Origin of the sequence: Flavobacterium sp. FlaQc-47, assembly GCF_044006475.1 — a bacterium.
Classification (GTDB): Bacteria; Bacteroidota; Bacteroidia; order Flavobacteriales; family Flavobacteriaceae; genus Flavobacterium.
Window position 1 is genome coordinate 72,100 of the sequence record NZ_JBIPCQ010000002.1, and the last position, 15,300, is coordinate 87,399.

Annotated in this window: 13 protein-coding genes; 9 read left to right on the forward strand and 4 right to left on the reverse strand. The window is 34.2% G+C overall.

Going from position 1 to position 15,300, the window contains the following annotated elements:
- Window positions 1-17 precede the first annotated feature (17 nt).
- Window positions 18-770: an SDR family NAD(P)-dependent oxidoreductase gene (locus ACHRVX_RS06390; RefSeq protein ID WP_395330408.1), complete on the reverse strand. Its 753-nt coding sequence runs from the start codon at window positions 768-770 to the stop codon at window positions 18-20.
- A gap of 125 nt (window positions 771-895) precedes the next feature.
- Window positions 896-1,768, reverse strand: coding sequence for an aldo/keto reductase family oxidoreductase (locus ACHRVX_RS06395; protein WP_395330410.1), 873 nt, complete (start codon window positions 1,766-1,768; stop codon window positions 896-898).
- Window positions 1,769-1,991: 223 nt separating this feature from the next.
- Between ACHRVX_RS06395 and ACHRVX_RS06400 the strand changes: the two genes are divergently transcribed.
- From ACHRVX_RS06400 to ACHRVX_RS06435, 8 genes are all read left to right on the forward strand, one after another.
- On the forward strand, window positions 1,992-2,996 hold the full coding sequence (locus tag ACHRVX_RS06400) for a MoxR family ATPase (protein WP_072964260.1): 1,005 nt from the start codon (window positions 1,992-1,994) through the stop codon (window positions 2,994-2,996).
- An 80-nt stretch (window positions 2,997-3,076) separates the two neighbouring features.
- Entirely contained in the window at window positions 3,077-3,940 is an 864-nt protein-coding gene (locus ACHRVX_RS06405) for a DUF58 domain-containing protein (RefSeq protein ID WP_395330412.1), read from the forward strand.
- A gap of 148 nt (window positions 3,941-4,088) precedes the next feature.
- Window positions 4,089-5,720 carry a hypothetical protein gene (locus ACHRVX_RS06410; RefSeq protein ID WP_395330414.1) on the forward strand — a complete coding sequence of 544 codons (1,632 nt, stop codon included), beginning with the start codon at window positions 4,089-4,091 and terminating at the stop codon, window positions 5,718-5,720.
- The gene (locus ACHRVX_RS06415) at window positions 5,720-6,721 is read left to right on the forward strand and encodes a VWA domain-containing protein (RefSeq protein WP_395330416.1); all 1,002 of its coding nucleotides are present in this window, start codon (window positions 5,720-5,722) and stop codon (window positions 6,719-6,721) included. Before ACHRVX_RS06410 ends, ACHRVX_RS06415 begins: the two co-directional genes overlap by 1 nt.
- A gap of 79 nt (window positions 6,722-6,800) precedes the next feature.
- Complete coding sequence (locus ACHRVX_RS06420) at window positions 6,801-7,835, forward strand: VWA domain-containing protein (protein WP_395330418.1); 1,035 nt, start codon at window positions 6,801-6,803, stop codon at window positions 7,833-7,835.
- A 132-nt stretch (window positions 7,836-7,967) separates the two neighbouring features.
- Window positions 7,968-8,744, forward strand: a complete 777-nt coding sequence (locus tag ACHRVX_RS06425; RefSeq protein ID WP_395330421.1) for a tetratricopeptide repeat protein — start codon at window positions 7,968-7,970, stop codon at window positions 8,742-8,744.
- A 133-nt stretch (window positions 8,745-8,877) separates the two neighbouring features.
- Complete coding sequence (locus ACHRVX_RS06430; protein ID WP_395330423.1) at window positions 8,878-10,638, forward strand: BatD family protein; 1,761 nt, start codon at window positions 8,878-8,880, stop codon at window positions 10,636-10,638.
- A 134-nt stretch (window positions 10,639-10,772) separates the two neighbouring features.
- Window positions 10,773-11,519 carry a tetratricopeptide repeat protein gene (locus ACHRVX_RS06435; protein WP_395330425.1) on the forward strand — a complete coding sequence of 249 codons (747 nt, stop codon included), beginning with the start codon at window positions 10,773-10,775 and terminating at the stop codon, window positions 11,517-11,519.
- 305 nt (window positions 11,520-11,824) lie between these two features.
- Here the strand turns inward: ACHRVX_RS06435 and ACHRVX_RS06440 are convergent, their stop codons facing one another.
- Both ACHRVX_RS06440 and ACHRVX_RS06445 read right to left on the reverse strand, forming a co-directional pair.
- Window positions 11,825-12,394 carry a 5-formyltetrahydrofolate cyclo-ligase gene (locus ACHRVX_RS06440; protein WP_395330427.1) on the reverse strand — a complete coding sequence of 190 codons (570 nt, stop codon included), beginning with the start codon at window positions 12,392-12,394 and terminating at the stop codon, window positions 11,825-11,827.
- A complete protein-coding gene (locus ACHRVX_RS06445) occupies window positions 12,381-13,361 on the reverse strand; it encodes a succinylglutamate desuccinylase/aspartoacylase family protein (protein WP_395330429.1) in 981 nt (326 codons plus the stop codon). The genes ACHRVX_RS06440 and ACHRVX_RS06445 overlap by 14 nt, the downstream gene beginning before the upstream one ends.
- A gap of 134 nt (window positions 13,362-13,495) precedes the next feature.
- On the opposite strand from ACHRVX_RS06445, the gene uvrC reads away from it, so the two are divergent.
- Complete coding sequence (gene uvrC / locus ACHRVX_RS06450; RefSeq protein WP_395331620.1) at window positions 13,496-15,289, forward strand: excinuclease ABC subunit UvrC; 1,794 nt, start codon at window positions 13,496-13,498, stop codon at window positions 15,287-15,289.
- The last annotated feature ends 11 nt before the right edge of the window (window positions 15,290-15,300 follow it).

The following is a 15,300-nucleotide window of genomic DNA, read 5'->3' on the forward strand; positions in this document are numbered from 1 at the left end:
TAGTCTAAAAATCTAAATTAATCTCTTTTTACGATCGTCGATGACGCCTGCGCCGTGCTCATCACCATTAAATCGGCAATGTTGACGTGATAGGGTCTTGAAACCACAAAATGAATAATATCTGCAATGTCTTCTGCCTGCAACGGATCAAATCCTTTGTAAACATTTGAAGCTCTGTCGGCATCACCTTTAAAACGAACTTCGCTAAATTCTGTAGCCACCATTCCGGGATGAATTGCTCCCACTCGAATTCCGAATGGATTCAAATCAATTCGCATTCCGGCTGTAATTGCATCAACAGCATGTTTTGTTCCGCAGTAAACATTTCCGTTCGGATAAACTTCTTTAGCTGCTGTTGAACCAATATTGATAATATGTCCTGATTTTCTTTCCGTCATTTTTGGAATTATCGCTTTCGAAACATACAAAAGTCCTTTTACGTTAATATCAATCATTGCATCCCAATCGTCTAAATCTCCGGTTTGAATTGGATCTAAACCATGAGCATTTCCGGCATTATTGATTAAAACATCAATTGTAGAAAATTCGGCAGGAAGAGAATCAATACTTTGGATAACATCATTTTTATCTCGAACATCAAAAGACAGCGAATACACTTCGGTAAAAGCCGAAAGCTCTTTTTCAATTTCTTCTAAACGGTCTTTTCGTCTTCCGCAAAGGATAACTTTATAGTTGTTTTTAGCCATTAATTGCGCGGTTGCTTTTCCAATTCCGCTTGTGGCTCCAGTAATTAAAACTGTTTTTTTCATTTTTATTTTTTGTTTTTTTGCCAAAAATTAAAGGATTAAAATGACTTTTTCAATCTGTGCGAATCCTTTAATCTCTGGCAACTATTTTTTTATCTGAATACTAAAAACTGAAAGCTGCGACTTTTCTAAGCCACATCGTCGCCCATACTTTCTGTCCAGATGGCAAACCAGTCTTCTTTATCCATTTCTAGTTCAACCGCTTTCATTAAAGATTGAATTCTGGCAACGTTCACCGTTCCTGCGATTGGAATTACTCCGGATGGGTGTTTTAAAATCCAGGCAAGCAAAATTGTATCAGATCCGAAACCGTATTTTTTAACCAAATGCGAAAGCAGTTTTTTCAAACGGCGTGTCTGTTTTGTGTCTTCTCTAAAAACAGTCCCAAGCGGATTCCATGACAACGGACAAATACCGTGTGTTTGCATGTAATCAAAACTTCCGTCAACCATGGGTTCAAAATTTGTTGCCGAAAACTGTACCTGATTGTAACTCACTTCTGTTTTCTGACGAATTAACTCCGTTTGAGAACTGGTGAAATTCGAAAGTCCGAAGTCAATAATTTTACCTTCTGTTTTTAATTTCTGAACGGCTTCTGCAATTTCATCGGCTTGCATTAAAGGACTTGGTCTGTGCAATAAAAAAACATCGACATAGTCAGTTTTCAGTTTTTTTAATGATTCTTCAACTGACCAAATTATATAATCTTTAGAATAATCGTAATGTTTAATTGTGTTTTTACGACCTTCAGCAATTAACTGAATTCCGCATTTTGTGATTAATTGTAATTTTTCGCGTGAAATTTTGCTGGCATGAAATGCTTTTCCAAAATCAGCTTCTGTGGTATAAGATCCGTAAATATCTGCGTGATCAAAAGTGGTAATTTTGTTTTCGATACAAATTTGTATCATGTTTTCCATTTCTTTTGGCGTAAGGTTTTTATCCCAGACACCCCAATTCATAGTACCCGAAATTATGGGCGATAATGTTGTTTTACTCATGGTTGTATTGCGTTATTTTTGGTAATAAATATGCTTTTCTGAAGCATAATCACCAAAGTTCTTAAAAATATAAAAATAGATTCACAATTAGTCCTTAAAATTAGGTCATTGGTCGAAGTTTTAACCATTCTTTAACATCTTACTTATCAAAAAATATTCAATTTGCACTCTCAAAAGTAAGGCATAAAAATCAACGTTTTAAAAAGGTTTTAAAAATATTTATATGGAAGAAAATACAACGACTTTAGACATTAGAGCGATAAATGAAAAAATTGAAAGAGAAAGTGCTTTTATAGACCTTCTTACAATGGAAATGAACAAAGTTATTGTGGGCCAGAAACATATGGTCGAGCGTTTACTAATTGGACTTTTAGGACAAGGGCATATTTTGCTTGAAGGTGTTCCCGGATTAGCCAAAACTTTAGCGATAAATACGTTGTCGCAAGCGGTTCAGGGTTCATTCAGCCGTATCCAGTTTACTCCAGACTTATTACCTGCCGATGTTGTTGGAACGATGATTTACAATATCAAAGCAAACGAATTCTCGATCAAAAAAGGCCCCATCTTCGCTAATTTCGTCCTTGCGGATGAGATTAACCGTGCTCCGGCAAAAGTACAGTCAGCACTTTTGGAGGCGATGCAGGAAAAACAAGTAACAATTGGCGACACTACTTTTAAACTTGATCGTCCGTTTTTAGTATTGGCAACTCAAAATCCTGTTGAGCAAGAAGGAACTTACCAACTTCCTGAAGCGCAAGTCGATCGTTTTATGCTTAAAACCGTAATTGATTATCCAAAAATTGATGAAGAGCGTTTTGTAATTCGTCAAAACTTAAAAGGATCTTACGAAAAAGTAAATGCCGTAGTTTCTGTAGAGCAAATTTTACGCGCTCAGGAAGCTGTTCGTGAAGTTTACATGGACGAAAAAATCGAAAAATATATCTTAGATATCATATTTGCTACTCGTTATCCGGAGAAGTACAAACTTGCCGACTTAAAACCTCTTATTAGTTTTGGCGCATCACCACGTGGAAGTATTAATTTAGCTGTTGCAGCAAAATGTTACGCTTTTATCAAACGTCGTGGATATGTAATTCCTGAAGATGTTCGTGCCGTTGTACATGATGTTTTACGTCACAGAGTTGGGATAACATATGAGGCTGAAGCCGAAAACATTACTTCTGTAGACATTATCAACAAAATCGTAAACGAGATTGAAGTACCTTAAAAATTTGTTTAATGTTTCAAGTTTCAGGTTGTTGTAAAGCAGACTTGAAACTTGAAACTTTTAAACTTTAAACAAATCAAATGGATACAAAAGAGCTTTTAAAAAAAGTACGGAAAATAGAAATCAAAACCAAAAGACTGAGCAATCATATCTTTTCAGGTGAATACCATTCTTCATTTAAAGGGCGCGGGATGACTTTTAGTGAAGTACGTCAATACCAATATGGCGATGATATTCGTAACATTGACTGGAATGTAACGGCACGCTACAATGAAGCCCACGTAAAAGTTTTTGAAGAAGAGCGCGAATTGACCATGATGTTAATGGTTGATATTTCGGGTTCAGAAGGTTTTGGTTCAAAAAGTCAATTCAAAAAAGACATCGTCACCGAAATTGCGGCAACGATGGCTTTTTCGGCTACACAAAATAATGATAAAATTGGTTTAATATTATTCTCTGACAATGTAGAGTTGTATATTCCACCAAAAAAAGGGCGTTCACACGTTTTAAGAATCATTCGTGAATTAATCGAATTTCAACCAAAAAGCCAGAAAACAGATGTTGGAGCTGCTTTAAAGTTTCTTTCAGGAACACAAAAGAAGAAAGCAATTGTTTTTGTAATTTCCGATTTCATGTCTGAAAATTATGAGCAAACGTTAAAAATTGCTTCTAAAAAACATGATATTACAGGCGTTAGAGTTTATGATATTCGTGAAGAAAAAATCCCTAATTTAGGAATGGTAACCATGCTTGACGCCGAAACCGGAAAAATCCAATTGGTTGATACGGGTTCAAAAGCGGTCCGCATGAATTACGAAAAACATTATAATGAAAGAGTCAGTTATTTCAAGGAAATTTTTAGTAAATCCGGAGCAGGCGTTGTAAACACAAGAGTTGACGAAAATTACGTAACCAAATTATTGGGCTATTTCAAGTCAAGATAATTTTTAGATCGTTAGACTTCTTAGATTGTTAGAATATTAGATTTTAAAAATAAATATATCAAATAATAAAATCCGTTTAAATCAGCGTCATCTGCGTGCCATAACTAAGCATTCATTTTAGAATAAAATCTGAAATTAAAAAAATCAAATGAAATTAAAGTTTTACATCTTTTTATTTTTACTTTCCTCTGCTGTTTTCGCACAACAAAAACAGGTAGAGACGAGCATTGATACTACAAAAAATAAAATTGGAGCCGAATTTAAGCTTACACTTAAAACGGTTGTCAGCTCAAAATCGAAAGTTGTTTTTCCTAAACTGAAAACTATTGGACCTTTAGAAGTAATTCAGTCTTATCCAATTGATACGGTCAAAAAAAATGACACATACGAACTGATCAAAAAATATGGTTTAACACAATTTGATTCCGGAAAATACGTAATTCCAAGTGTTCAGATTCTGATTGACAAAAAACCTTATTTCTCAGATTCTATTCGTGTTGAAGTTGCAAGTGTAAAAGTCGATACTTTACAACAAAAAATGTACGATATCAAAGACATTACGGCTGCTGATAACGGCATTGGTGATTGGTGGAAATACATTTTGGCTTTAGTACTTATAGTTGGAATTGGTGCTTTTGTATATTGGTTCATTAAAAAACGTCAGCAGAAGAAAATTGAAGAAGAAGTTTATAAAACTCCTATCGAAAAAGCCACGAGTTTATTAAATAATCTGGAGCAAAAAGAACTTTGGCAAAAAGGTGAAATCAAAGAATATTACAGTGAGCTGACAGACATTGCCCGTAATTATATTGAAGAAGCAATTCATATTCCAGCGATGGAAAGCACAACATCTGAATTAATTCTGGCGATTAGAGATGCTTCCACTAAGAAAAAAATGGCATTAACTCCTGAAACAGTTGAAAATTTAGAACGCGTTTTACGTCAGGCCGATTTAGTGAAATTTGCAAAATCTAAACCTTTAGAATTTGAAATTACCGAGGATCGAAATAAAATTCAAAAAGTAATTTTAACATTAGATAACGCAATTCCAACTGAAGTTCCGGATGAAGAAGATCAGTTATTGAACGAAGCGCAAAAACAAAAACAGATAAAACTGCAACTATTAAAAAAACGAAACAAACGTATTGCTACAGCCATAGGAACCGTTTTGTTTTTAATAATCGCTACAACCGGATTTTTTATCGCTACTAAAGGTTTCAAATATGTTAAGGATAACGTATTAGGAAATGCTTCAAAAGAATTATTAGAAGGCGAATGGGTAAAAAGTGAATACGGAAATCCCGGCGTTGTAATTGAAACTCCACAGGTTTTAAAACGTATGGATACTCAAAAAGTACTTCCTAAAGAAACAATGGCTTTAATCAAAGAAATGCAGCTTTTCACATACGGAAGTATGGTAGATAATTTCTTTGTAACCGTTTCGACTAGTAAATTCAAAAACCCTACAGATATTGATTTAGCAAAAGCTTTAGAAGGTTCTTTAAAAGTTATTGAATCTCAGGGCGGACAAAATATCATTGTAAAACAAGAAGATTTCCAAACGAATCAAGGTATTCAGGGAGTCAAAGGATATGGAACAATGACCATTTTAAACCCAATTAATAAAACAAGTACAAAGGCGTATTATGAACTTTTACTGTTTAAACAAGATCAGGGATTACAACAAATTTTGATTGTACACGAAGAAGGCGACACATACGCCAACGATATTACGACTAGAATTTTAAATTCTGTTGAACTTAGAAAAGCGAGCAACTAATGAATAAAATAACTTTTTTAAATCCGGAATTTTTTTGGTTGTTTCTGTTAATTCCAATTGCAATAGCTTGGTTTTTCTGGAAACGCAACCAGCAATCGGCTACTTTAAAAATGAGTTCGACTCAGGGTTTTAAAAACAGCGAATCGTTGTTAACGAAATTAAAACCTGCTTTATACGTTTTTAGAATTTTAGGATTAAGTTCTTTAATTATAGCTTTAGCAAGACCAAGAACGGTTGATATTAGCAGTCAGACTAAAACAACTAAAGGAATTGATATTGTTTTAGCAATTGACGTTTCCGGAAGTATGCTGGCAAAAGATTTAAAGCCAAACCGTATGGAAGCTTTAAAAAGAGTAGCTGCAGATTTTGTTGGAGAAAGACCTAATGACAGAGTTGGACTGGTTTTATACGCTTCTGAAGCTTATACAAAAACACCGGTTACAAGTGATAAAGCCATTATTCTTGAAGCGATAAAAGGAATTAAATACGATACCACTTTGCAAGACGGAACCGGAATAGGAATGGGACTTGCAACCGCCGTAAATCGTTTAAAAGACAGTAAAGCAAAAAGCAGGGTTATTATTTTAATGACAGATGGTGTTAATAATGCGGGATTTATTGAACCGGAAACAGCATCAGACATTGCAAAACAATACGGAATAAAAGTTTATACAATTGGTATTGGAACAAACGGAATGGCTGCATCGCCATATGCATATGCACCAAACGGGGGATTTTTATTCAAAATGCAAAAAGTTGAAATCGACGAAAGATTAATGAAAAGTATTGCCCGTAAAACCGACGGAACTTATTTTAGAGCAACCAGTAACGATAAACTAGCCGAAATATACAAATCGATCAATAAATTAGAAACTACTGAAATCCAGGAATTAAAATTCTATGATTACGACGAAAAATACAGAGGTTTTGTTTTACTCGCAGCCTTTTTATTATTGCTGGAGATTGGTTTAAGAAATACAGTTTACAGAAGCTTTATATAATATTTTAGTCGCAGTCACGGTTTACAGTTTACAGCTGAAAACTACGACTGAAAACTGCGACTGAAAACTAGAACTAAAAATGGAATTAGACGAAAAAAAATATTTATACCTTTTATTATTACTCCCAATTGTGGTGTGTATTTTCCTTTTCAATATGTATTGGAAAAGAAAAAAACAACGTGAATTTGGTGACTTGGAAATGGTAAAAAGACTGAGCCCGGAAAGATCTGTTTTTAAACCGGTATTAAAATTATGCGTAATCCTTTTAGCACTTGCCTGCTTGATTATCGGATTAGTAAATCCGAAAATGGGGACAAAAATGGAAACGGTGAAACGCGAAGGAATCGACATTGTTTTTGCGGTCGACGTTTCTAAAAGTATGCTTGCCGAAGATGTCGCACCAAGTCGTTTAGAGAAAAGCAAACAATTGGTTTCACAAATCATCAACAATTTAGGAAGTGACAGAATAGGAATTGTGGCATATGCCGGAAGTGCTTTCCCGGTTTTACCCATTACATCAGATTATAGTGTTGCCAAAATGTTCCTGCAAAGCATGACTCCGGATATGGTTTCATCACAAGGAACATCACTTGATGAAGCGATCAAATTATCCTCGACTTATTTCGATGAAAAAAGCAAAACCAGCAAGTTATTGATTTTAATTTCTGATGGAGAAGATCATTCTGAAGGAGCTTCGGCAGCAGCGGAAGAAGCCAATAAATTAGGAATGAAAATCATCACTATTGGTGTTGGAACAGAAAAAGGAGGTACAATTCCGTTAAAAGAAAATGGCGTAGTCAAAAACTACCAGAAAGATCAAAACGGGCAAACTGTTATTACAAAACTAAATCAGGAAGGATTAAAAGCAATTGCAAAAGCAACGAAAGGCGGCTATGTATATGGCGGAAATACTAAGGAAGTTTTAGAATATGTAAAAAATGCTTTAAACAACATTCAAAAAACAGAATTTGAAGCGACTCAAATGGCGGATTTTCAATCGCAATATCAATGGTTCATCGGCTTTGCCTTCTTATTATTGTTTATTGACATTTTCCTTTTAGAAAGAAAAACAAACTGGATAAAAGAGTTGAATTTATTTAACGAAAAGAAATAATAAAGTTAGCCAGTAATTACTCGAATTTACACGAATAAAACTATTTAAACTTTATTCGTAAAACTAACGCAAAGAATTAATTAGTGATAATTGGTGAAATTCGTGGCAAACTAAAAACCATAAAAAATTAGAATGAAAAATTTACTTCTTTATATTTTACTAACATTTTCTTTAGCGGTTACAGCTCAGGAGAAAGACAAGACATTGCCTGATGCCAATGAGGAATATAAGCAGAATAAATTTGTTGACGCTGAAGCCAATTACAGAATTTCAGAGTCAAAATTTTCAAAACGTGCAACGGCTCCATATAATTTAGGAAATACAATTTACAGACAAAATCAGGTTTCTGAAGCTAAATTCGCCTACGCGAAAGCTATAAAAAATGCTAAAACCCGACCTGAAAAACACAAAGCTTTCCATAATTTAGGAAATGTCTTAATGAAAGAGAAAGATTATACACAAGCGGTTGAAGCATATAAAGAGGCATTACGCAACGATCCTACTGATGATGAAACACGTTATAATTATGCTTATGCAAAACAAAAGCTAAAAGAAAATCCTCCTAAAAACGATAAAAACAAAGACAAGAATAAGGATAAGGACAAAGACAAGGATAAAAACAAAGATAAGGACAAGGACAAGGATAAAAATAAAGACAAGGATAAGGACAAAGACAAAAAGGACGACAAAGGCGATAAAGACAAGGATAAAAAAGATGGTAAAGATGATCCTAAAAAAGATGATAAGTCTGATAACAAAGGAGAACCAAAACCACAGCCCGGCGGAATTTCTAAAGAACGAGTTCAGAATTTATTAGATGCTGTAAACAACGAGGAAAAGAAAGTTCAGGATAAAGTGAACGCTCAAAAAGTAAAAGGCAATCCTAGAAAAACAGAAAAAGACTGGTAGGATTTTGGGTTAATCGTTTATTTGTTAATTTGCTTATTCGATCATACTGTAACGCTAAACAGTTAAACAAATAAACGATTAAACAATAAAGAATCGATTAAACAGTTAAAACAAACAACGATTAAACATTTAAATGAGAAGATATTTAATTCTATTACTATTCACTTTTCAAGGGCTTATGGCTCAAGTTCAATTTGAAGCCAGAGTAAGCAAAAATACGCTTGGACTAAACGAAAGATTTCGTATTGACTTCATTATGAATGTTGATGGAGACAATTTTGACCAACCTTCATTTGACGGATTTAGAATTGTAGGCGGACCAAGTCAGCAAGTAAGTCAGTCGTGGGTAAACGGAAGAAGCTCTTTTCAAAAAATATATTCTTATATTTTACAACCCAACCAAAAAGGAACCGCTTACATCAAGCAAGCTGCTATTGAGTATAATGGGCAAATCTACAAAACACAACCTATAAAAATTACAGTTACAAATGCTGTGGCGCAGGAAAGAGATCCTAATGCGCAACAAGGTCAGGGTCAACAAAGCGGTGGAAATGAAACATTGCATCTAATTGCAGAAATTTCCAAAACAAATCCGTACTTGAATGAACCAATTACTGTGGTTTACAAATTATATTTCAACAATATAAACGTTACCGGTTTTAAGGAATTGGCTAAACCAAAATACAATGATTTCTGGAATCAGAATATTGACATCAAACAATTATCAATTGCAGAAGGAACTTTTCAAGGACAAAGATGTTATTTTGTTGTTCTGAAAAAAACCATCTTATATCCTCAAAAATCAGGAAGACTAACAATTGAACCTCTTTCATTAGATATTGGCGTACAATTGCCTTCAAATCGTCGTGATATGTACGGTCAAATGATTTTAACAGATGATAACAGAGTTGTTTCGGCCGGAGCTAAAACGATTAACGTACGACCTCTTCCGGAAGCATCCAAACCAGAAGGTTTTGGCGGCGCTGTGGGTAAATTTAATTTTACTGTTACGCCATCAAAAACAACATTGAAGAGCGGAGAAAGTCTTGACTTAATTGTAAGTACTTCAGGAAACGGAAACATGAAATTGTTTACTTTACCAAAACCTGTTGTGCCTAATGCCTTAGAAATGTACGATCCTGTTCATGACGAACAAGTGACAACATCGCTTTCAGGAATGTCCGGAAAAATTACTGATAAGTATTCTATCGTACCTCAATACAAAGGAAAATATACCATAAAAGCAATGCAGTTTTCTTATTTTGATTTGAATTCCGGTTCTTACAAAACGATTACTTCGCCAGAAATTATGGTCGATGTTTTAGACGGTCCTGTTCAGGCTGAAGCTAACACAGCAGCAAACGCTTCCAAAAATGTAATTGCAAAAACAGAACAATTCAAATATATTAAACTAAAAACAACTTTAGTTTCAACAGCCAAAGATGATTTTTACGGTTCTAATTTGTATTATATTTTATTATTTGCGCCTTTCATAATTTTACCAATTATTGTTTTGGGTAAGAAAAGAAAAGAAGCAATTGACGGTGACGTTACCGGAAACCGAATTAAAATGAATAATAAATTAGCTAAGAAATATTTATCTGAAGCTAAAAAACAACTGAATAACAAAGAAGCTTTTTATATTGCGCTGGAAAAAGCGATGCACAATTTCCTAAAAGCAAAATTGCATATCGAAACCTCAGAAATGAGCAAAGACAATATTCGTGAATTGCTGTTGTCAAGAAATGCAAATCCGGAATCTGTTCAGAATTTTATTAATCTTACTGAAAACTGTGAGTTTGCCCGTTATGCCCCGGCATCAAGCGCTTCGATTCAGCAGGATTTCGATAAAGCTGTTTTGATTATTTCAGAACTTGAAAAGCAAATTGTTTAAATTTAATTTACCGCAAAGTTCGCTAAGAGATATTGATTTAAATTGTGATAAGTTTAAGGTCGCAAAGTTAAATTACTAAGTTTAAAATCAAACCCGACAGGTTTTTAAAACCTGTTGGGTTTAACAAAAATAAAATGAAAAATATAGTATATCTTTTTTTATTAATCACACAGGTTTTCTTTGCTCAAAACGGCTTTGAAAAAGGAAATTCATTGTACCAAAAAGGACAATATCAGCAAGCTGTTGATGTTTATGAAAGCGTAATTAAAGAAGACAAGCAACAATCGGCAGAGTTGTATTTTAACCTGGCAAATTCTTATTATAAATTGAATAAAGTAGCACCTTCAATTTATAATTATGAAAAAGCTTTGGTTTTAAAACCTAACGATCCTGAGACTTTAAACAATTTAAAATTTGCAAAAAAACTGACTATTGACGAAATTAAGGAAATTCCGAAAGTAGGTTTTGCAAAACTAATTCAAAGTTTTACGGGAATATTTAATTATAATATGTGGGCAAAAATTTCAATTGCGATCGCATTTTTGTTTTTATTGAGTTTTATTGGCTATTATTTCTCACAGCTTACACTTTCAAAAAGATTGTATTTCATAGGAATGTTTGTTCTTTTAGTTGCTTTACTACTGAGTGTTTCGGCAGGAATAGCAGAGAAGAACCATTTCGATAATGATCGTCCTGCAATTGTTTTTGCTGAATTAAGTGAAGTTCGCAGCGAACCGCAAAAAGCCGGCACAGCAATTTTTCTATTACACGAAGGCGCAAAAGTCTACGTTACTGAAACTGTAGGTCAATGGAAAAAAGTGGAACTAACGGATGGAACTGAAGGCTGGATTGATGCTTCGACTATTAAGGAAGTGAAATGATGTTTTTTGAACCATATAAGTTCATTTAATGCTAACGCTTACTCTGTAGTTAAAACTATGAATAAGTGATATAAGTCAAACCTTTGCGATAAAGAATTAAAATCTCGCTAGAACTTTGCGAACTTAAAACAAGCACAATCTAAATCAATTCCTTAGCGAACTTTGCGGTAAAAACAAATCTAACTAAAACTTTGCGAACTTAAAATAAGCGCAAAATAACTCAATATTCCTTAGCGAACTTTGCGGTAAAAAAACACCTAGTTTTATATTTTCTTATATCACTTATATGGTGAAAAAGAAAAAAATTAAAACCTAAAAATCTTCTCCGGAGTTACACAATAATCCAGTTTCACATCTGATTCAAAGACATCATCGATTTGATTTTCGGCTTCAAAAAAAGAAAGTCCAATTTTTATCGTTCCCGGTTTGCATTGGGCCAGAAATTTATCGTAAAATCCTTTTCCGTAACCTACTCGATTTCCCACATTATCAAAAGCTAAAAGCGGTACAAAAACCACCTCAATAGTTTCTGCTGGAACCGGCAAACCATTTACAGGTTCGGGAATATTATATTCGTTTTTTTTGATTTTGGTATTATCCGTTAATAAAAAATGTGACATTCCGCGAGTTTCAAAATCACTTTTAGAAATTACAATTTCCTTGTCTTTCCCGGAAAGCAAATGCAAAACATATTCCGTATTTACCTCTTTTTGTTCTTCGATTGGAAGAAAAACATGATAATAGGATTTATCCCAAATAGGCAATTGAATTAGATTATTGGCTATAGCCAAACTCTTTTCCTCAACATCATCAGCAGAAAGTTCCTTGCGCAGATTTTTATAGTGTAATCGTAATTCTTTTTTATTCGTCGGCATCTCCTGGGTTATTTTTAGACATATGATAAATCGCATCGCCTTCATAAACAATTGGCGAATGATTCGCGTTGATGACAAATCCGTCGTGTGGCGCTTTTACTTTTTGTTCAAATTTACCAAACGGATCCGTAATGATCGCGAGAATGGAACCTTTAGTTACATATTTACCAACTAAATTATAATCATGAAGCAAACCGGAACATTTAGCACGCAGCCAAACCGAATATTTGATATAAATTGAAGGATCATGCGCTTTTTCAACCACTTGTTTCGGATCAAGCATATCTAAATAATGCAGTAAACGCTTCACTCCCATTACACCTTCATTGGCAATTACATTATTGATATCTAATGATTTTCCTCCTTCAAAAAGCAGCATTTTTATATTTGCTTTCTCACAAGTATTTCTGAAAGACCCACTAATATTTTTAGAATATAAAGTAAACGGCGCATTAAAAACATCCGCCAGCATTTTCAATTCGGGATTGTTTTCGGTAATTCTGATTTGCGGAGCGTTAAATCGGCTTGCTCCTCCGGCATGAAAATCAACAGCATAATCTATTATTGGCAACACTTCGGCAACAATATGATAGGCAAAACGACTTGCCAAAGAACCTTTTTTACTTCCCGGAAAAACACGATTTAGATCTCTTCCGTCAGGAAATTCACGGGATTTATTGACAAAACCGTACATATTGATAATAGGAATACAAATAATAGTTCCTTTTAAAGGGCGATTAATTTTCTTGCTGATAATCTGGCGTACCACTTCAACGCCGTTAATTTCATCACCGTGAATTCCTGCTGAGAATAAAACTACCGGACCTTCAAGTTTTGACCGTCGCACAATAACCGGAATATTAAGCTTTGTAGTCGTGTGTAACCTGGCAATTTCAACGTTAATTGTTTTGTTTTCTCCGGGCAAAATCGATTCGCCAAAAATAACTAAGGGTTTACTATTTTTCATGTAGAATTATAAAATCTAAATATAGAAATTATTCTTTTGATTTCGTAAATTTGGAACTAAATCCATGTTAAGCTTTTTTCTAAATCCGAATGATTTTTGAAAATGCTTTTCAGCTACTTCACAAACAAAACAGAATGCAAAAATCGTCCTTAGATCTTCAAATCCTCAGCTTGCCGGACAATCCCGGTGTGTATCAATATTATGATAAAGATGGAAAGATCTTATACGTAGGAAAAGCCAAAAATTTAAAAAAAAGGGTTTCTTCTTATTTCAATAAAATTCATGACACCAGGAAAACAAATGTTCTGGTAAAGAAAATTGTAACGATAAAACACATCGTAGTTCCTACTGAAACGGATGCACTTTTATTAGAGAACAATTTAATCAAAACTTTACAGCCGCGATATAATGTATTGCTCCGTGATGACAAAAGTTATCCGTGGCTTTGTATCAAAAAAGAACCTTTTTCGAGAATATTTTCCACCCGAAGAATGGTCAAAGACGGCTCTGAATATTTTGGACCTTACACCAGTTTCAAAACTGTACATACAATTTTAGAGTTAATCAAAGAATTGTATCCGTTACGAACGTGTAATTATGATTTAAGTAAATCAAATATCGATTCCGGCAAATTCAAAGTTTGCCTTGAATATCATATCGGTAATTGTAAAGGACCTTGCGAAGGGATTGTTCCGCTGGAAGAATACCAACGACAAGTTGATGCAATTCGCGAAATCCTGAAAGGGAATTTTAAAGAAAGCATGAAAGATTTCAAGCGATTGATGAACCAATATGCACAGGATTTACGTTTTGAAGAAGCACAGAAAATCAAAGAAAAAATTGAAGTTCTCGAAAATTACCAGTCAAGATCAACGATTGTAAATCCTAAAATTACCAATATTGATGTCTTTTCGATTGTATCTGATGAAAGTGCGGCTTATGTGAACTTTCTTCAAATTTCGCACGGATCTATTATTCGCTCGCATACTTTAGAAATGAAGAAAAAGCTGGACGAAAGTGATGAGGAATTACTGGAACTTGCGATTGTAGAAATGCGCGAACGCTTTAATTTATTATCAAAAGAAGTAATTGTTCCGTTTGAAATTGATTTGGGCGAAAACATCAAAACAACCGTTCCACAGCTTGGAGATAAAAAACAGATTTTAGATTTATCGATTCGAAATGCCAAGTTTTACCGAATTGAACAACTCAAACAATTGCAAATTGTAGATCCTGACCGACACACCAATCGGATCATGGCTCAAATGCAAAAGGATTTGCGTTTACCATCTGAACCACGTCATATTGAATGTTTTGATAACTCGAATATTCAGGGAACAAATCCCGTTGCGGCCTGCGTAGTTTTTAAAGACGGAAAAGCGAGCAAAAAAGATTACCGTCATTTTAATGTAAAAACCGTAGAAGGTCCTGACGATTTTGCTTCTATGACCGAAATTGTCTATCGCCGTTACAAAAGATTATTAGACGAAAATCAACCTTTGCCACAATTAATTATTATTGATGGTGGAAAAGGACAACTTTCTGCTGCATTAAAAAGTATAGACGCACTGGAATTACGTGGAAAAATTGCGATTATCGGCATAGCAAAGCGTCTTGAAGAATTATTTTATCCCGGAGATTCTATCCCATTATATTTGGATAAAAAATCTGAAACTTTAAAAGTAATTCAGCAATTACGAAATGAAGCGCACAGATTTGGAATCACATTTCATCGTGACAAACGAAGTAAAGCTGCGCTAAATTCCTCAGTAGAAAGCATTCCCGGAATAGGCGAAAAAACAATGCTTACATTAATACAACATTTCAAAAGTGTTAAAAGATTGAAATTGGCAACCGAAAAAGAAATATCTGATGTAATTGGTGTATCAAAAGCCAAAAAAATTGTCGACTTTTACAAAACCAACTAGTTATTTTTTAT